Genomic DNA, 18,050 nt, shown 5'->3' on the forward strand with positions numbered 1-18,050 from the left:
GGGGAGTGGCGGGGGCGCGGCAAGAGCGAGGGGCAGGGACCGGCATGAGCGCGGCTTCAGGCGTGATGGCGGGAGGATGTGGGACGAGCGGAGGATTCGTGAGCGCTCCCACGCCCTCCCTTCGCCACATCTCCTCCCCTCATCCCGCCCGACGCCGCCCCTCCGCACCCGCCCCCGCCGGGTCCCGGCTACCGTGGCCCCATGGACGAGCTGACCTACGACGAGGTCGGCGCGACCGCCGGCGAGATGCCGGCCGGTTACCACCACGTGCGGGCGCGCCGGGTGGTCGGACGCGGCCGCGACGACTTTGAGCGCGCCGCCGATCGGCTGCTCGCGGGCGAGGCGCAGCGCCGGGCGGGCGCGCGGGTCGAAGCATCCGAGACGCCGTTCCGCGTCGGCACCCGGGTGACGATGCGCCTGGGGCTCGGCGTCCTGAGCTTCCGCATCCCGTGCCTCGTGGTGTGGACGCAGCGCACGGCGACCTCGGCGGGTTTCGCCTACGGCACACTGCCGGGTCATCCCGAGCGCGGAGAGGAGCGGTTCACGCTGACCCTGCGCCCGTCGGGTGAGGTCGTGTTCGAGATCGCCGCGTTCTCGAGGCCCGGACGCTGGTTCACGCGTGTCGGCGCCCCGCTCGGCCGCCTCGTGCAGGCGTGGATGACGCGACGGTACCTGCGCGCGCTCTGACCCCGCCGCGCGCGCGGGCGTGCCGCGGCGACCCGTCGCAGCCCCGCGGGCTGCCGCCTCCCGGGCCACGGCACAGCGCGACATCTCGCCCACGCGGCGACCCGTTGCCCCCGACCCGGCGCGACCCGCTTATCCCACTCCCCGACCGCTTTGGCAATGCCCTGGACCTTCTCGGAGCACTTCTCGACCCTGGCGAAGCGCTTCTCGGTGTCGAGGGCGCTCGCGAGAGGAGACCGCCATGAACCACGACGACGCCGCCCCCGACCGGCCCCACCGGTGACCCTCTCGCCCCCCTCTGACGTCGACGCCGACACCGCCGCCTCTCCCCGGAAGCACCGCCGCCCTCCCCGCCAGAAGGTCAAGTACAACCGCCGCGAAGCGATCGCGGGCTACCTGTTCATCTCGCCGTGGATCCTCGGGTTCCTGATCTTCACGGCCGGGGCGATGATCTACAGCCTCGTCATCTCGTTCTCGAGCTACAACCTCGCCACCGGCGCCGCGCGCCCGGTCGGTGCGAGCAACTACGCGCAGCTGTTCGAAGACCCGCGCGTGGCGGTGTCGCTCGGCAACACCCTGTTCTACGCCGTGATGGCGGTGCCGCTCGAGATCGCCTTCGCGCTGTTCCTCGCGCTGCTGCTCAGCCGCGTCGGCCGGGGCGCGGGCGTCTTCCGGACGCTGTATTACCTGCCGAAGATGACCCCGGCCGTGGCGACAGCGGCGGTGTTCTTCCTGCTGCTCAACGGCAACTCGGGTGCGATCAATCAGGCGCTCGGGGCCATCGGCATCCAGGGTCCGCAATGGCTCGTCGACCCGGCCTGGGTCAAGCCGAGCATCGTGATCATGGCGCTGTGGACCGTCAGCGGCACGATGGTGATCTTCCTCGCGGCGATCAAGAACGTGCCGGTCGACCTGTACGAGGTCGCGCAGATCGACGGCGCGGGTCCCATCCGCCGGTTCTTCTCGATCACGCTGCCGATGATCTCGGGCGCCATGTTCTTCAACGTCATCGTGCTGACGATCGCGGCCTTCCAGGTGTTCGACCAGGCCTACCTGCTGTTCTGGCGCGACCAGAGCAACGCCTCGCCCGAGGCCTCTCTCTTCTACGCCATCTATCTGTTCCAGCAGGCGTTCCGGCAGTTCAACTTCGGCTTCGCCGCGGCGATGGCGTGGCTGCTGTTCGTGATCATCCTGCTCATCACGCTCGTGCAGGTGCGGCTCGGCAACCGCTTCGTCTACTACGAGGGGGACCGCTGATGGCCACCACCCTCCAGACCCCCGGGGTGGCGCAGGCGCGCCCCGAGCTGGTCGTCCCGCCGCGCAGACGCTGGCGCCGCGCGCTCAGCCAGCCGAAGACGCTCGCCGGCCGCGTCATCCTCGCTGCGGTGCTGGTGCTGTTCGCGCTGCTGTTCCTCTACCCCTTCGCGTGGCTGCTCGCGGCGAGCCTCAAGCCGCGCGGCGAGGTGTTCGACAACGCCCTCATCCCGAAGACGTTCACCCCCGGCAACTACGCCGAGGTGTGGAACCAGCTGCCGCTGCTGAACTGGATGTTCAACAGCGTCGCGATCGCCCTGCTCGCCGCGACCACCGTCGCCGTGATGAGCTCGATCGTCGCGTTCGGGTTCGCGTACTTCCGTTTCCCCGGCCGCGGATTCCTCTTCGGCCTGGTACTGGCGACGATGATGCTGCCGGGCGCGGTGACGATGATCCCGATCTACCTGATCTGGAAAGAGACGGGGCTCCTCGGCACGTGGGTGCCGCTGTGGGGCATGAACCTCTTCGGCAGCGCCTTCTACGTCTTCTTGCAGCGACAGTTCTTCCTCGGCGTCCCGCGCGAACTGTTCGAGGCGGCGCGTCTCGACGGCTGCAGCGCGTGGGGCCTGTTCTGGCGCATCGCGATGCCGTTGTCGATCCCGTCGTTCATCATCGTGTTCCTGTTCGAGTTCCAGGCCAGCTGGAACAACCTGCAGGCGGCGCTCATCTACCTGAACGCGGGCAGCGTCGACGAATTCACCGCCCCGCTCGGCATCGCCTACGCGATGACGAAGTACAGCCCCAGCGCGGGCGGGCAGGGCGACTACCAGTACGTCATGGTCGCCTCGCTGCTGGTCACCCTCCCGATGCTCATCATCTTCGCGTTCGGCCAGCGGTACTTCGTCGAAGGCGTCGCCACCCAAGGCCGCAAGGGCTGAAATCCCCCCGTTTCGAAAGGACCCCATCATGCGCAAACGCTCCCTCGCCGGTGTCGCCGCGGTCGCGGCATCCGCTCTCCTCCTCACCGCGTGCGGCGGCGGCGGCGCAGAAGAGCAGGCCGCCGACGTCGACTTCTCCGCCGCGCCGACCGGCACCCTCGCCGCGTGGGGCTTCGAGAACGCCGACGACGTCGGCCAGTCCCGTCTCGATCACGCGGCCGAGCAGCTCGCCGACGTCGAGGTGACCCTGGATGCCACGGCCTTCGACGCCCAGAAGTTCACCACCCGCATTGCGAGCGGCGACGTTCCCGACGTCGTGCAGATGGACCGCCGCTACGTCACGACGTATGCCGCACAGGGACTGCTCATGCCGCTCGACGCATGCTTCAAGGCGAAGAGCGTGAATCCGACCGAACGCTGGTACCAGAACGTCGTCGACGACGTCACCTACGAGGATGCCGTGTACGCGGTGTCGCAGTTCTACCAGCCGCCGGCGATCCTGCTGAACATGAACGTGCTGAACGAGGCGGGCGTCACGCCCGAGGAGTTCGACACGTCGGACATGGACGGCCTGCTCGCCGCGATCGGGAAGATCTACCAGGCCTCGGGGAGCAACCCCACCCGGCTCGGTTTCGACCCCGTCGCCACCGGACAGGGCGGACTCTGGGTGCTCGGCATGGGCGGACAGCTCACCGACGACACCGGTAAGCCGACGCTCGACGACCCGGCGAACGCCGCGGGCATCGAGGCGCTCAAGCAGATCACCGACGCGCAGGGCGGCTACGCCGCGGTGAAGAGCTTCACGGATTCGTTCGACACCTTCGGCGACGCCAACCAGTTCGTGCAGAACCAGGTCGGCGCGCAGGTCGCGAACCAGTGGTACCCCAACGTGCTCGGCGCCTACCGCGACCGGATCTCGCTGCAGGCGGTTCCGTTCCGGGATGCCGAGGGGCAGCCGTTCTCGCTCGCCTCGGGCACCGCGTTCGTGATCCCCGCGGGGGCGAAGAACCCCGCCGCGGCCTGCGCCTGGATGACGGAGCTGACCTCGACGGATGCCTGGATGGCCGCGGGCGCGGCACGCGCGTCGACCATCGAGAGCAAGGGCGGGCTCAACACGGGCCTGTTCACCGGCTCACCCGAGGCCGACGAGATGATCCGCGAACAGTTCGTCGTGCCGACCGGCGACGCGGGCTTCGACCAGGTGATCTCGACGTACTACGAGGTCGTCGAGAACGGGAAGTCGTTCGGCTCGTCGCCCGCCGGGCAGGACATCCAGAACGAACTGAACAACGCCATCACCGCGGCGCTGCTCGGCGACAAGACGACCGAGCAGGCGCTCGCTGACGCACAGGCCGCCGCGCAGCGCGCCTACGACAACGCGACGGCGGGCTGAGCGGGCGGGCGTCCCGGTCTCGGGCCGGGGCGCCGGCCGGGCCCGGGGCGCCGGCCCGCCGGGCGTCGGTGTAGCTGGGCTGCGCCGTGCATGACTCAGGAGGAACTCGGCGATCGACGCGCGATCCACGGCAGTTCGATCGTTCTGCAGGAGTTGGGCACGCGCAGCGGGCGCCGCTGCGACGGGGACCGGGGCCGAACGGCTGTGACGCCGGACACGGTCCCGCCGGACGGCAGACGCAGCAGCGACCTGCGACATGGCGACGCAAAACCGAAGGCCCCGCCGAAGCGGGGCCTTCTCACCGGTAGCCGGGACATCCAAGGTGTGGGGAGTCGAAGCCTCAGGTCAGTGCCGTATCAGGAGGGAGGACGCTCGTCCTCCACCACCGACTGCACGCTGTCGGTGGCCGGGGTCTTGTCGCCGGGGCGCACCTCGTCGGCGGCGATCGCGATGTCGATCGCGGCGTCCTCCAGCGCTTCGGCCACGACGTCGCTCACGTCGCCGCGATCGTCGGCGTCGGTCGTCGCGTCAGCGGCGATGGCGTCAGGGGTGGTCGCGCCGGCGGCCGTGTCACGGACGGTCACTTCATCGGCGGGACGCGAGGGTTCGAGGCCTTCGGTCACGCGGTCTGCGGCGGCGATGTCCGCCTCGGCGTCGGCGGCGGCCACGCGCTCCCGGGCGGCCTGCACGGTCTGTTCGACGGCGGCTGCAGCTCCCACGGCGACATCCTTCGTCTTCGACACGGCGACGTCCACGGTCTCCGACGCGCTGGCGGCGAGGTCCTTCGACCGGGCCACCGCGTCATCCACGGCGACCGACGCGCGGGCCTTCAGGTCGTCGACCGTCTCGGAGGCCCGAGCCACGGCGGCATCCGTCCGATCCTTCACGTCACCAGCCGCTTCGCGAGCGCGGAGCGCGGCGGCATCCGCCCGGTCCTTGACGTCGGCGGCAACCACCGAGGCGCGGTCGGCGGCGTCCTTCGCCCGGTCCTTGACGTCGTCGGCGACCTCCGCCGCGCGCGCCGCCACGGCATCCGCCCTCTGCTCGGCCTCGGCGACGACGTCGCGGTCGAACGGTCCGAAGACCCCGGTCACGACGACGTTGACGTCGATCGTCCCGCGCCCGAGCGGCTCGAGAGCCGACCGCACCGCGGCCCGTACGGCGTCGGACACCTCGTGCAGCTTGTGCGGGTAGTCCACGACGAGCGAGACGGTCGCGGTGACCGAGTCGGCGCGGTCGGTGTCGATCTTCACGCCGGGTGCGGTGCTCGCGAGTCCCACGCGCTCCCGGACGGCGTCCGAGGCGCGACCGAGCAGGCTGCCGAGCGCGTGCACGCCCGGAACCGACCCCGCCGCGGTCGCGGCGAGGGTCGCCGCGGCGTCGAGATCGGGCGGCTCGATGGTGGCATCGATGGTGGTCATGACGTCTCCTCGTGGGGGTGTCAGTGCACGCGGGTGTTCTCGCGCGCGAGTTTGGCACGCAAGCCGCTGTGGATGGAGATGTAGGCGCGCAGGTTCTGGCCGGTGATGGCGGCGAGGTTGGTGACGAGGGTGTCGACGTGCGCGGCGACCTCGCGGGGGGAGGTGTTCTGCCGTGGAGTGACGGCGACATGCAGCACCGACTCGCGGCCCACCTCGCCGGCGGTGATGCGGGAGGAGAGGATCTCGTCGCGCTCGGCGAGGGCGTTCTTCAACGCCTCGGAGGCGAAGCCATCGGTGACGGTGATGCGGCCTTCGGCGTTCGCGCTGCCGGTGGACTGCAGCGCCGCCTGGCGGCGACCGCGCACGGCGGAGGCGGCGATGACGATGAGGATGACCGCGATCACCACGATTGCGGCGACCGCACCCCAGCCGGCCGACTCCCGGCCCAGCGAGACGAGCCAACCCTGGAAGCCACCCATGACGGTGGTCCAGGTGTCGGTGCCGCCGGGGACGAGCCCGACCAGCAGTGCCAGCGCCGCAAGGCCCAGCAGCACGACGGCGACGAGGAAGAGGACGAAGCGGTTCAGACCGCGACGCGTCGCATTCATCAGGACTCCTTGGTGTCAGGGCGCTCGACGCGCACGTGCGTGCGGACGGCGGGCGTCAGCTTGTACTCGGCGATCTCCTCGTCGACGATGCGACGCAGCTGCGCCTCGTCGACGGGGATGCCGACCGGGGGACGCACGGTCACATCGACCGAGCGGTGGGCGACACCCACCACGATGTCGTCGCGGGCGATGCCGGATTCGTTGCTGAGGTGGGTGGCGAGAGCGGATGCCACCACACCGTTGTCGACGACGACGGCACGCTCGCCCCAGGCCATCTCGTGCTTCGACAGGCGCCCCGGCTTGAGGGCCAGGACCAGCACGATGAGGCCGAGGATCGCGAGGACCACACCGCCGACGATGAACGCCGCCGGCTGAAGGGCCGTGGGCGCGGCCACGACGGCCTGCAAGGCCTCGCCGGGGGCGACCAGCAGCGGCTGCGCACCGGTGAGGTTCAGGATGATCTCCACCGCGGCGTACGCCAGGGCGAGAAGCAGCAGCACGACCACGACGAGCATCGCCACGGTGCGCGGCGAATGGGTCTCGCGACGCACCACGGTGCGCAGCACGGCGTCAGTCATCACAGCACTCGCTTTCGCTGAGGGGCGCTCGCGCCCGAAATGGTCAGATCCACCCGCGAGATCTCTCGACCGAACAAGCGGGTCAACCGCGACTTCAGTTCCCCCCTGAGCCACCCGGGCGGCCTCCAGCACGGGCGTCGCGGCGCGCACGGCCTCGGTGTCGTCGAGGCGCGGTACGGGGAACGGCGTGGTCACGCGCACGGCGGCGGTGTCACGGGCCGAGACGATCTCGACGTGCACGCTCGTGGCATCCACCCCGATCACCTCGGCCGCAGCCCGCTCCGCCGTCTTCTGCAGCACACGGTCCGCGATGTTCACCCGACCGGCGGGGAGGCCGGGGCCGGCAACCGTACGGCTGCCGACCCCGGGCGAAGCGGTGACGGTGGTCACGATGTGCTCCGACCCTTGAAGGCGTTGACGATGTTGCCGAAGTCGAGCTCACCCGCCGTGATGCGGGCGACGACCACGCCGATCGCCATGAACAGGGCCACGAGCACGAAGCCCCAGAATCCGAAGATCAGGGCGCTGAGGGCCAGAACGAGACCGACCAGGGCGCCCTTCGTCGTGGCGCTCACTGGACGCGCTTTTCGTTGCTGTCGTCGTTGTTGTCGTCACCCGGGATGTGGACGTCGTTCACATCGACGTTGACCTCGACGACCTCGAGACCGACGAGACGGTTGATGGCACCGGCGACGCGGGCGCGCACCTGGTCGGCGACCTCCTGGATGGGGGCGCCGTACTCGACGACGACGGTGATGTCGGCCGCTGCCTGAGTCTCGCCGACCTCGACCTTGACACCCTGCGTCAGGTCGGTGGCGTTGATGGCGTCACGGATCGCACCGAGCGCGCGGGCTCCGCCGCCGCCGAGCGCGTACACACCGGCGACCTCGCGAGCCGCGATACCGGCGACCTTGGCGACGACGCCCTCGGCGATCGTGGTCTTGCCCTCGGTCTGGGCCTCCGCACCGCGGGCGCCCAGGGGACGGTTCACGCGCGATGCCGCCTGGGGGACGTTCTGGGCGGCGGGGGTGGTGTTCTCAGCCATGTCGATGCCTTTCAGAGTTCGTGACCCGGATGCTCCGGGGTAGGTGTTGCGACCTACATGACTAAGACGTACCGAACGAGGTGAACGTCACGCCGGACTTGAAAAAGTTCGCGAGATCTGTATTCGCACGAATGGGTCGTGCCGATTCCCGAGGAAGCCGACGCGTAGTCGCGCTCCCGCGCCGGAACGATTCGCCGCCGCGGGAGGAGACCCGGGAACGGAGGATGCCACGCGGCCGGGCCATCCTCCCGTCGCCGAATCCCCTCCCTCCGCCACGACCCCATCCCGCCGACCCCATGTCGGCGCACTGATGCCGCCGACCCGATCCCCCGACCCGATCCCCCGACCCGAGGTCGCCGACCCGATGTCGGCGGCCCGGCGTACGCTTCCCCCATGTCCCCCTTCCCCGCCGGAGCCGACGCCTGACATGGGCCGCCTCACCACGTCCCGCCGCGTCACGCGCATCACGCTCGAGGGCGCGAACCGTCAGCGACCGGATGCCATCGCGGTCGAAGAACCGCTGGAGATCCGCGTCGGCGGCTCCCCGCTGTCCGTCACCATGCGCACGCCCGGGCACGACGTCGAGCTGGCCGCCGGCTTCCTCGTCTCGGAGGGTGTGATCAGTCGCGGCGACCAGTTCGCCCGCGCGATCCACTGCGGCGGCCCGGGCACCGGTGGTGCCGACGGCAACACCTACAACGTGCTCGACCTGACCCTCGCACCGGGGGTGGCCCCACCCACCCCGCGATCCTTCTTCACGACGAGCTCGTGCGGGGTGTGCGGCACGGCATCCATCGACGCTGTCGAGAAGGTGTCGAGCTACGACGTGTCCTCCGACGACATCGAGGTCTCGGCGCACGACGTCGCCGCCTTCCCCGACCGCCTGCGCGAGCGGCAGAAGACGTTCGACAAGACCGGCGGCCTGCACGGCGCGGCGCTCTTCGACGTCGTGACGGGCGAGCTGCTGGTCGCCCGCGAAGACGTCGGCCGACACAACGCGGTCGACAAGGTCGTCGGTTGGGCCTTGCTGAACGACCGGCTCCCGCTGCGCGGAACCGTGCTGCAGGTGTCGGGCCGCGTGAGCTTCGAGCTGGTGCAGAAGGCCGTGATGGCCGGCATCCCGATCCTCTCCGCCGTGTCGGCGCCCTCGTCGCTCGCCATCGAGCTCGCCGAGCGCGCGGGGCTCACCCTCGCCGCGTTCGTGCGTGGCTCGAGCATGAACCTCTACACCCGCGCCGATCGCATTCGCGTTCCGTCCACAACCCCCGCAGCGACAGAGGTCGCGAGCGTACGCTGACCACGGCCGGATGCCACGAGCCCGGCGCCACGACCATCGGAGGGTCAAAGATGGGTGAGTCCTTCGGACTGATGACCGAGAAGCCGCGCCAGGGGGGCCTCGGCCCGCGGGTCGACGGCGACTGGTCGAGCACGGGCGCTTACGAGCACCCGGCGGCCGGCTGGGGCGCCGCGCTGACCGTCGGCAAGGTGCTGCTCGAGCAGCGTCAGCCGGTCGCGGGCACCAAGGCGATGTTCACGATGAACCACCCCAAGAGCGGCTTCGACTGCCCCGGCTGCGCGTGGCCCGACGACAAGGGCGTCGCCCTCGACATCTGCGAGAACGGCATCAAGCACGTCACGTGGGAGATGACGCACAAGCGCGTGGGCAAGGAATTCTTCGCCGAGCACTCGGTGAGTGAGCTGTCGCAGTGGAGCGACTTCGAGCTCGAAGACGCCGGGCGCCTCGTCGGCCCGATGGTCTACGACGCCGCGACCGACCATTACGTCCCCATCTCGTGGAACGACGCGTTCCGCCTCATCGCGCAGCACATCACGGCCCTCGATTCCCCCGATCAGGCGGCTTTCTACACGTCCGGTCGGTTGAGCAACGAAGCGTCGTTCCTCTACCAGCTGTTCGCGCGCGAGCTCGGGACGAACAACCTCCCCGACTGCTCGAACATGTGCCACGAGGGCTCCGGCCGCGGGCTCACGGCATCGCTCGCCACCGGCAAGGGCACCGCCGACCTCGAGGACTGGGAGAGCTGCGACGCCCTCTTCGTCCTCGGCGTGAATGCCGCTTCGAACGCCCCGCGCATGCTCACCAGCCTTGCCGAGGCAATTGACCGGGGCGCGCAGGTCGTGCACGTGAATCCGCTCCGCGAGGTCGCCGGCACCCGCACGATCGTCCCGCACGAGATCGTCGACATGGCGACCTTCCACTCCACCCCGACCAGCACGATGAACCTGCAGGTGCGGCCGGGCGGCGACCTCGCGCTCGTCCGCGGCATGGCGAAGGTCGTCTTCGAGGCGTCCGAGGCCGACCCGACCGCCCTCGACCAGGCGTTCCTCGACGAGTACACGACGGGGCTCGACGACTATCGCTCCCTCGTCGAGGCGACGACCTGGGACGAGCTGGTCGAGCAGGCCGGTCTGACCGCGGCCGAGATCCGCGCCGCCGCCGAGGTGTACCTCGCCTCGAAAGCCTGCGTCATCAGCTGGTGCCTCGGCGTCAGCCAGCACCAGCACGGCGTCGACACCGTGCGCGAGATCGTCAACCTGCTCCTGCTGCGCGGCAACGTCGGACGCAAGGGCACGGGCCCTTCACCCGTGCGCGGCCACAGCAATGTGCAGGGCAACCGCACCTGCGGCATCAACCACAAGCCCACCGAAGAGTGGCTGGCGAAGCTCGACGAGGTGTGCGGCATCACCTCGCCCCGCGAGCCCGGCCTCGACACCGTGCACACGGTGGCGGCACTGCACCGGGGCGACCTCAAGGTCTTCCTCGGCATGGGGGGCAACTTCGTGCGGGCCGCTCCCGACACCGCGCTCACCGCCGAGGGCATGAGTCGGTGCGAGCTGACCGCCCACGTGAGCACCAAGCTCAACCGCAGCCACCTCACCCATGGCAAGCAGGCGCTGATCCTCCCCTGCCTCGGCCGCACCGAGCGCGACGAGCAAGAGAGCGGGCCGCAGTCGATCTCGACCGAGGATGCCATGAGCTCGGTCATGCTCTCGCTCGGCTCCCGCAAGCCCGCGTCGCCGCACCTGCTCAGCGAGCCCGAGATCATCGCGAGGATCGCCCGGGCGACCATGCCCGATTCGGCGACGCCGTGGGAGTGGTACGTCGGCGACTACGACCGCATCCGCGACACGATGGCGAAGGTGCTGCCGGGTTTCGAGGGCTTCAATGAGCTCGTGCGACAGCACTACGGCTTCCGCATCCCGCAGCCCGCGCGCGAGCGCGACTTCCGCACGCCCTCGGGCAAGGCGGAGTTCTCGCAGGCTGCGTTGCCCAACGTCATTCCCGAAGAGGCCGATGTGCTGGTGCTGCAGACCATGCGGTCGCACGATCAGTGGAACACAACGATCTACTCGGCCGACGACCGCTACCGGGGCGTGCGCAACATCCGCGAACTGGTGTTCATGAACCGGCGGGACATGAAGGAGCGCGGTATCGCAGAGGGCGACCTCGTCGATATCGTGGCGACCTCGCGCGACGGCTCGGTACGCAGTGTCACCGCGTTCCGCGCGCTGGAGTACGACACCCCTCGCGGGAGCGCGGCCGGCTACTTCCCGGAGATGAACGTGCTGCTCGGGCCCGACGACTACAGCCGCCAGAGCGATCAGCCGCTGATGAAAGACATCCGGGTGCGCATCGCGAAGACCGCCTGACGCTGACGCCGGGGGGCGGCGGGGGCACCGGATCCGGACGGGTGCAACAGATTCGGAGCGTTCGCACCGCGGCATCCGAATCTGTTTCCTTACTCCGAATCCGTTCCACGGCCGCCATGGGCCCCGGGTCCCGCGCCGTGCACGGCGCCGCGGGCCGCCACGAACCCGGGCCGCCACAGGCCCCGCGCCGTAAACCCGGCCCGCCACGAGCCCCGGGCCGCCACAGGCCCCGGGCCCTGCACCGCGCCGCGCGGCGGGCGCGGCCACGAACACCGGTCAGCCGGCGATCCCGCCGAAGGTGCCCGTGATCGACTCCGTTCCCTGTTCGGTCAACGACGTCAGCACGAATTCCAGGGGCGCCCCCGCAATGCTCGCCGAAGCCATCTGCGGGGCGCTCAACCGCGCCTCGAGCTGCACCGCCTCGTCGGGTGTCAGGTGGGCGACGTAGAACGTCGGCTGATTGGGCCCCGCCGTGGGTGCTTCGAGGAGCACCTCGGCATCCGGATAATCCCGGGCGACCGAGACGACCTCGCGCACGCCGTCCAGCGTCGTGAACGCGGGCACGTAGACGAGTCGGAAACGCTCGCGCAACGACGGCACCGTGAACGTGCCCCCGTCGGCGAACAGCGTCGTCGAGGAGAGGGCGGTGATGAGCGGCTCGACGTCGTCGAGGGTCGCCGCCTCCGCGGACGGCCAGCCCAGACCCGCGAAGATCCCGCTGGCTCCCGGCACGGCCGCCGCCTCGAGAACGCCGGCGAGCGCGTCAACGGTTCCGCCGGGCTGCAGCGTGAACTGCCACTTGGGGGTCGCCGTGACCTCGGGGTCGAGCTGCACCGCGGACGGGTCGTCGGCACGCAGGGTGAGTTCGCGTTGCGTCTGCGTCGCGGCATCCTGCACCCGACCGGCGAAGTCCTGGACGGCGTCGTCCGCCGCCGCGGCATCGACCGTGATCGAAAGCGGCCCGTCGGCGGGCTCGCACGTCACGACGACCGGGTCTGCGCAGAGTGCGTCGAACGGGTTCTCCGTGGAGCCCGTACAGCCCACCGTGACGAGCACGAGCCCCGTGCAGACGATGCCGGAGACGAAGCGGGAGGAAAGGCGCATACCGGCCATCCCACCACGAGCCCCGACCGGGCCGGAATCAGGCGCCGCGACGCCGCGCCCACGTCGGCGCGCGCTCAGGCCTCGGCCCGACGCCGATCACAGGGCCGGGATCACGTTCAGCACCGGGACCGCGCAGGAGGATGCCGACGGCCCGGGGCAGCATGACGGCGGTGCGCCCCGCGAGCACCGGCGCGACGACGCGCGCGTGCACGATCCCCTACTGAGTCTGGATGACGACGGTCGGGAACATCCGAAGCGTCCGACCGTCGGGGTGGCGACGGGATGCCCCGCCGCCGCCCGTCAACCCGGCTGACGGCCGATGCCGACGGAGCCCACCGTGAGACCTTCCCGACGAAGGAGGACCCGTGACCAAGAACCGCCAGAGCCCCCTGAACGCCGCCGGAGAACGTAAGAGCGTGGGCCTCGCCGCTCTGGAGAAGGGCGCCGATCTCTTGCAGAGCACCGCACCGCTGAAGCACTTCGACGTCTACGTGTGCGGCTTCCACCCCGCGCTCGACGATCCGTCGATGCAGATGGAGGCCCACCACTACTGCCGCGTCGTCAACGACGACTTCATCCAAGCCACCCTGTTCGACGGGAACACCCCGGATGCCAACCTCATCGGCATCGAATACATCGTGTCCGAGCGGGTGTTCGAGACGTTGCCCGAGGAGGAGCAGGAGTACTGGCATCCCCACAACTACGAGATTCTGGGCGGCTCCCTCATCGCACCCGGACTCCCCGCCGCGGCGGAGAAAGCCCTGATGAAGCGGCTGATGAACAGCTACGGCAAGACGTGGCACACCTGGCACACGGGTCGTCACGACCTCGGCGGCGGGCACTCGTTGCCTCTCGGCGAACCGAAGCTGATGTGGTCGTTCAACCGCGACGGCGAGGCCGATCCTCGCTTGGAGGCGCACCGTGCCGAGGCGATGGATCTCGACCCCGCGAAGACCCGGGCTCGCCGCGCCGATCTCGCCGCCGACGCCCACCCGCAGCGCGGCGTGGACCGGCTCCGTCATCACTTCCCGGGATCGTCCCCGGTCGAGGGTGTGCGCGATCTCGCACACGACGACTGACGCCCGACATCTGTCGAGGCCAGAACGTGCGCCGTCGCCACGCGGACCGCGTCCGCCGCGTGCTGAAGAGAACGATCGATGCCGACGACGTCGGCGACGGCCGTGATGCCCGGACCGCGTGCATCGCGCGCGACGACGCCCGCGACGACCAGGGCCGGCACGCCATGGGCCGCGGCGAGCGCGAGCACGTGACCCGGCCCCTTCCCCGCCTGCGTCGTCGCGTCGAAGGCCCCCTCACCCGTCAGCACGAGGTCGGCTGCGGAGACCGCGGCGACGAGGCCGAGGGCGTCGGCGATGTACGCCGCCCCATCGACGAGGTCGGCGCCCGCGGCGAACAGTGCGCCCGAGAGCCCCCCTGCGGCGCCCGTGCGCGGTGTTGTCCGCACGTCGCGACCGAAACGGTGGGCCCAGTCCGTGGCATCCGTCTCCAAGCGGGCCGTGAGGCGCGCCACCATGGGACCGTCGGCCCCCTTCTGCGGTGCGAACACCCGCGCGGCCTCCGCGAACGTGACCGTCGTGTCGGTGAGCACCACGACCCGGCCCGCGGGGAACGGCACGCGGTCTCCCAGCGCCTTGATGGCTCCGCGCCCGCCGTCCGTCATCGCCGAGCCGCCCATGCCGACCAGCACCCGGGCCGCGCCGGCGTCGAGGGCGAGCGCGATGAGCTCGCCGACGCCGCGGCTCGTGGCGCTCCACGGATCGTTGCCCTCGGCACCCCCGGCGAGCACGAGCCCGGATGCCGCTGCCGACTCGATCACGGCCAGGTCGCCGTCGAAGCGCCAGCCGGCGTCGACCGGGCGCCCGAGCGGACCGATCACCGTGTCGCGGCGGTTCGACCCGCCGAGGGCGTCGAGCGTGCCGTCGCCGCCGTCCGCCATCGGAATCACGGTGATGACGGCGTCAGCCCACCGCTTGCGGACGGCCGCGGCCATGGCATCCGCCGCTGCTCGCGCGGTCAGGGTGCCCTTGAACTTGTCGGGGGCGATGACGATCTGCAAGGGCCGTCCTTCCCGTTCGGGATGAGCGCTGACCAGCCTACGTCGGCACCGGAGATACGGGAGGGCGCTCCGGCCGCCACCGCAGGGCGACGACCGGAGCGGTTCTTGCTACGACGCGGTCGTCTCGCGACGACGACGTGTCCGTACCCACTTGAGACAGCCGTACACGCTGATCAGCAGCCAGAACCCCTCGATCACGACGGACGCGAGGTTCCAGTGCGCGGCCAGCGAGACCAGCACCAGCACGGAGGCGACGGCGTTCAGCAGGGAGTAGCGCAACTGGTCGACGCGCACGCGGCCGATCTGCAGCAGCAGATAGGTGACGACGACGAGCGCGACGCCGACGAGGCCGATAATGTTCGCGAGCTCGGTTGAAGACATGGAGACGATCCTTTTCGGTCATCCCACCGCGCCGGAGTCGGCCGGCGGGAACGCTGAAGATGCGAGTGCCCGGGTGGCAGTCGCGCGAGGCCGTGCGGGCATCTCAGCGTCCGAAGTCGTCGTACACGCACGGAAGACTACCGCCGCCGATGCGCCTCGGCGGAGGGGCGCGATGATTCGAGAGAGCCGCAGCCCGTGCGGATGCTGCTCGTGTGCAGCCGCGACCGTCTGCACAGCCTTACCGCCGGGGCCGTGCTCTGCAGGTGGCCGGGGATCGAGGTCGCGTCGGTCGCCCTGCGGCTGTTCCGCCGACCACCCCGGCAATGTCGGCGGTCCCAACTAGACTGATGCCCGTCCGGCCCCTGCGATTCTTGGAGCTCAGCCGCGTGACCACCCCGAACCCCGCCGCCCGTACCGCCCTCGCCGATACGGTCGAGAACGCGATCGCCACGCCCGAGAAAGAGCAGCCGTACGGCGCGCTCGGTCTCAAGAGCGACGAGTACGCCAAGATCCGCGAGATCCTGGGCCGCCGCCCCACCAGTGGTGAGCTGGCCATGTACTCGGTCATGTGGAGCGAGCACTGCTCGTACAAGTCGAGCAAGATCTACCTGCGCCAGTTCGGCCAGAAGGTCAGCGACGAGATGAAGACCCGCCTCATGGTCGGCATGGGCCAGAACGCCGGCGTCGTCGACGTGGGCGACGGCTGGGCGGTCACCTTCAAGGTCGAGTCGCACAACCACCCCAGCTACATCGAGCCGTTCCAGGGGGCCGCGACCGGCGTCGGCGGCATCGTGCGCGACATCATCTCGATGGGCGCGCGTCCCGTCGCCGTCATGGACCAGCTGCGCTTCGGCGCCATCGACCACCCCGACACCCCCCGCGTCGTGCACGGTGTCACCAGCGGCATCTCGTTCTACGGCAACTGCCTCGGCCTGCCCAACATCGGCGGCGAGACGGTCTTCGACGCCGTCTACCAGGGCAACCCGCTCGTCAACGCGCTCGCGGTCGGCGTCATGCGCCACGAAGACATCAAGCTGGCCAACGCCACCGGCGTGGGCAACAAGGTCGTGCTGTTCGGCGCCCGCACGGGCGGCGACGGCATCGGCGGCGCCAGCATCCTGGCATCCGACACCTTCGCCGACGGCGGCCCCACCAAGCGTCCCGCGGTGCAGGTCGGCGACCCGTTCGCCGAGAAGGTGCTCATCGAGTGCTGCCTCGAGCTGTACCGCGACGACCTCGTCGAGGCTATCCAAGACCTCGGCGCGGCCGGAATCTCGTGCGCCACGAGCGAGCTCGCCGCCAACGGCGACAGCGGCATGAAGGTCGAGCTGTCGAAGGTGCTGCTGCGCGACCCCTCGCTCACGCCCGAAGAGATCCTCATGTCGGAGTCGCAGGAGCGCATGATGGCGATCGTCGCGCCCGAGAAGCTCGACGCCTTCCTCGCCGTCGTCGGCAAGTGGGACGTCGAGACGAGCGTCCTCGGCGAGGTCACCGGCGACGGCCGCCTCGTCATCGACTGGTACGGCGAGCGCATCGTCGACGTCGACCCCTCCACCGTGGCCGTCGACGGCCCCGTCTACGAGCGCCCCGTCGCCTACCCGACGTGGATCGACGCGCTGCAGGCCGACTCGGCCGCAACGCTGCCCCGGGCGACGGATGCCGAGACCCTCCGCGAGCAGTTCACCACCCTCGTCGCGAGCCCCAACCTCGCCGACACCTCGTGGATCACCAACCAGTACGACTACTACGTGCTGGGCAACACGGCGCTGAGCTTCCCCGACGACGCCGGCATGATCCGCGTCGACGAAGAGACCGGCCTCGGCTTCGCGATCGCCACCGACTGCAACGGCCGCTACAACCAGCTCGACCCGTACAACGGTGCCAAGTTGGCGCTGGCCGAGGCGTACCGCAACGTCGCCGTCACCGGCGCCGTGCCGACCGCGGTCACCGACTGCCTGAACTTCGGCAGCCCCGAGAACCCCGAGGTCATGTGGCAGTTCAGCCAGGCCGTCGAGGGCCTGAGCGATGGATGCCTCGAGCTCGGCATCCCGGTCACGGGCGGCAACGTGTCGTTCTACAACCAGACCGGTGACCAGCCCATCCACCCGACCCCCGTGGTGGGCGTCATGGGCATCATCGACGACGTCGCCGCGCGCATCCCGAGCGGCTGGCAGGATGCCGGCGAGAACCTCTACCTGCTCGGCGTCACCGCCGACGAGCTCGACGGCTCGCAGTGGGCCGGCACGATCCACGACCACCTCGGCGGACGCCCGCCGAAGGTCGACCTGGCGCAGGAGCGCAAGCTCGCGGAGCTGCTGCAGGCCGCGGGTTCGCAGTCGCTCGTCTCGAGCGCGCACGACCTGTCGTCGGGCGGTCTCGCGCAGGCCCTCGCCGAGGGCGTGATGCGCTTCGGCGTCGGCGCGCGCGTCTGGCTCACCGAGCTCATGGAGCGCGACGGCGTGGATGCCACGGCCGCCCTCTTCAGCGAGTCGACCGGTCGCGTGCTGGTCAGCGTCCCCCGCGAGGAAGACGTGAAGTTCCGCGGGCTGTGCGACGGCCGAGGCTACCCGGTGCTGCGCATCGGCGTGACCGACATCGAGCCGGGCACCGAGGCGGCGCTCGAGATCCAAGACGTGTTCACGGTCCCCGTCGCCGAGCTGCGGCGCCTGTCGACCGAGACGCTTCCCGCGGTCTTCGGTCCGACCATCGCCGAGCCCGTCGTCTGACGCCGCGCGGCGTCGGGCCCGCCCCGACGCCGCCGGCCCCGCCCGGGGTCACGGCCCGCCCGGGGTCACGGACCCGCCCAGGGTCACGGCCCCGCACAGGTCACGGCCCGGCCCAGGTCACGGTCCGGCCCAGGTCACGGCCCCCTCCGCCCGAGCATCAGCCCCGACACCC

The 18,050-nt window shown here is 70.4% G+C and carries 16 protein-coding genes; 8 read left to right on the plus strand and 8 right to left on the minus strand.

Features of this window, described 5'->3' with window-relative positions:
* Positions 1–201 precede the first annotated feature (201 nt).
* From QE410_RS15835 to QE410_RS15850, 4 genes are all read left to right on the plus strand, one after another.
* Entirely contained in the window at positions 202–687 is a 486-nt protein-coding gene (locus tag QE410_RS15835) for a DUF1990 family protein (protein ID WP_307333766.1), read from the plus strand.
* 381 nt (positions 688–1,068) lie between these two features.
* Positions 1,069–1,941, plus strand: coding sequence for a carbohydrate ABC transporter permease (locus QE410_RS15840; protein ID WP_307334582.1), 873 nt, complete (start codon positions 1,069–1,071; stop codon positions 1,939–1,941).
* Entirely contained in the window at positions 1,941–2,876 is a 936-nt protein-coding gene (locus tag QE410_RS15845) for a carbohydrate ABC transporter permease (protein ID WP_307333768.1), read from the plus strand. Before QE410_RS15840 ends, QE410_RS15845 begins: the two co-directional genes overlap by 1 nt.
* Before the next feature lie 28 nt (positions 2,877–2,904).
* Entirely contained in the window at positions 2,905–4,269 is a 1,365-nt protein-coding gene (locus QE410_RS15850) for an ABC transporter substrate-binding protein (RefSeq protein ID WP_307333769.1), read from the plus strand.
* A 356-nt stretch (positions 4,270–4,625) separates the two neighbouring features.
* Here the strand turns inward: QE410_RS15850 and QE410_RS15855 are convergent, their stop codons facing one another.
* From QE410_RS15855 to QE410_RS15875, 5 genes are read right to left on the minus strand one after another with little or no spacing between them, the layout of a single operon-like run.
* The gene (locus QE410_RS15855; protein ID WP_307333771.1) at positions 4,626–5,690 is read right to left on the minus strand and encodes an Asp23/Gls24 family envelope stress response protein; all 1,065 of its coding nucleotides are present in this window, start codon (positions 5,688–5,690) and stop codon (positions 4,626–4,628) included.
* 20 nt (positions 5,691–5,710) lie between these two features.
* Positions 5,711–6,298 carry a hypothetical protein gene (locus QE410_RS15860; RefSeq protein ID WP_307333774.1) on the minus strand — a complete coding sequence of 196 codons (588 nt, stop codon included), beginning with the start codon at positions 6,296–6,298 and terminating at the stop codon, positions 5,711–5,713.
* Positions 6,298–7,266, minus strand: coding sequence for a DUF6286 domain-containing protein (locus tag QE410_RS15865; protein WP_307333776.1), 969 nt, complete (start codon positions 7,264–7,266; stop codon positions 6,298–6,300). Before QE410_RS15865 ends, QE410_RS15860 begins: the two co-directional genes overlap by 1 nt.
* Positions 7,263–7,451: a DUF2273 domain-containing protein gene (locus QE410_RS15870; protein WP_243502156.1), complete on the minus strand. Its 189-nt coding sequence runs from the start codon at positions 7,449–7,451 to the stop codon at positions 7,263–7,265. Before QE410_RS15870 ends, QE410_RS15865 begins: the two co-directional genes overlap by 4 nt.
* A complete protein-coding gene (locus QE410_RS15875; protein ID WP_058233602.1) occupies positions 7,448–7,921 on the minus strand; it encodes an Asp23/Gls24 family envelope stress response protein in 474 nt (157 codons plus the stop codon). The genes QE410_RS15870 and QE410_RS15875 overlap by 4 nt, the downstream gene beginning before the upstream one ends.
* A gap of 427 nt (positions 7,922–8,348) precedes the next feature.
* Here QE410_RS15875 and fdhD point away from each other — a divergent pair, with 427 nt between their 5' ends.
* Complete coding sequence (gene fdhD, locus QE410_RS15880) at positions 8,349–9,218, plus strand: formate dehydrogenase accessory sulfurtransferase FdhD (RefSeq protein ID WP_307333780.1); 870 nt, start codon at positions 8,349–8,351, stop codon at positions 9,216–9,218.
* A gap of 50 nt (positions 9,219–9,268) precedes the next feature.
* The gene (locus tag QE410_RS15885) at positions 9,269–11,590 is read left to right on the plus strand and encodes an FdhF/YdeP family oxidoreductase (protein WP_307333782.1); all 2,322 of its coding nucleotides are present in this window, start codon (positions 9,269–9,271) and stop codon (positions 11,588–11,590) included.
* Positions 11,591–11,866: 276 nt separating this feature from the next.
* Here QE410_RS15885 and QE410_RS15890 read toward each other — a convergent pair whose 3' ends face one another.
* Entirely contained in the window at positions 11,867–12,694 is an 828-nt protein-coding gene (locus QE410_RS15890) for a hypothetical protein (RefSeq protein ID WP_307333784.1), read from the minus strand.
* Positions 12,695–13,059: 365 nt separating this feature from the next.
* On the opposite strand from QE410_RS15890, the gene QE410_RS15895 reads away from it, so the two are divergent.
* The gene (locus QE410_RS15895) at positions 13,060–13,773 is read left to right on the plus strand and encodes an OBAP family protein (protein WP_307333785.1); all 714 of its coding nucleotides are present in this window, start codon (positions 13,060–13,062) and stop codon (positions 13,771–13,773) included.
* Here QE410_RS15895 and QE410_RS15900 read toward each other — a convergent pair.
* Positions 13,716–14,771, minus strand: coding sequence for a glycerate kinase (locus QE410_RS15900; protein WP_307333787.1), 1,056 nt, complete (start codon positions 14,769–14,771; stop codon positions 13,716–13,718). The two genes, QE410_RS15895 and QE410_RS15900, sit on opposite strands and share 58 nt — an antisense overlap.
* A gap of 108 nt (positions 14,772–14,879) precedes the next feature.
* The gene (locus QE410_RS15905) at positions 14,880–15,152 is read right to left on the minus strand and encodes a hypothetical protein (protein ID WP_307333789.1); all 273 of its coding nucleotides are present in this window, start codon (positions 15,150–15,152) and stop codon (positions 14,880–14,882) included.
* A gap of 347 nt (positions 15,153–15,499) precedes the next feature.
* Here QE410_RS15905 and purL point away from each other — a divergent pair, with 347 nt between their 5' ends.
* A complete protein-coding gene (gene purL, locus QE410_RS15910; RefSeq protein WP_307333790.1) occupies positions 15,500–17,878 on the plus strand; it encodes a phosphoribosylformylglycinamidine synthase subunit PurL in 2,379 nt (792 codons plus the stop codon).
* Positions 17,879–18,050: the final 172 nt, after the last annotated feature.

This window comes from Microbacterium sp. SORGH_AS_1204, assembly GCF_030818935.1.
Classification (GTDB): Bacteria; Actinomycetota; Actinomycetes; order Actinomycetales; family Microbacteriaceae; genus Microbacterium.

Coding starts and splice junctions, on each gene's coding strand:
- QE410_RS15850 (WP_307333769.1), top strand. CDS start 2,905: ATGCGCAAACGCTCCCTCGCCGGTGTCGCCGCGGTCGCGGCATCCGCT.
- QE410_RS15855 (WP_307333771.1), bottom strand. CDS start 5,690: ATGACCACCATCGATGCCACCATCGAGCCGCCCGATCTCGACGCCGCG.
- QE410_RS15885 (WP_307333782.1), top strand. CDS start 9,269: ATGGGTGAGTCCTTCGGACTGATGACCGAGAAGCCGCGCCAGGGGGGC.
- purL (WP_307333790.1), top strand. CDS start 15,500: ATGCCCGTCCGGCCCCTGCGATTCTTGGAGCTCAGCCGCGTGACCACC.
- fdhD (WP_307333780.1), top strand. CDS start 8,349: ATGGGCCGCCTCACCACGTCCCGCCGCGTCACGCGCATCACGCTCGAG.
- QE410_RS15875 (WP_058233602.1), bottom strand. CDS start 7,921: ATGGCTGAGAACACCACCCCCGCCGCCCAGAACGTCCCCCAGGCGGCA.
- QE410_RS15860 (WP_307333774.1), bottom strand. CDS start 6,298: ATGAATGCGACGCGTCGCGGTCTGAACCGCTTCGTCCTCTTCCTCGTC.
- QE410_RS15835 (WP_307333766.1), top strand. CDS start 202: ATGGACGAGCTGACCTACGACGAGGTCGGCGCGACCGCCGGCGAGATG.
- QE410_RS15845 (WP_307333768.1), top strand. CDS start 1,941: ATGGCCACCACCCTCCAGACCCCCGGGGTGGCGCAGGCGCGCCCCGAG.
- QE410_RS15905 (WP_307333789.1), bottom strand. CDS start 15,152: ATGTCTTCAACCGAGCTCGCGAACATTATCGGCCTCGTCGGCGTCGCG.
- QE410_RS15890 (WP_307333784.1), bottom strand. CDS start 12,694: ATGCGCCTTTCCTCCCGCTTCGTCTCCGGCATCGTCTGCACGGGGCTC.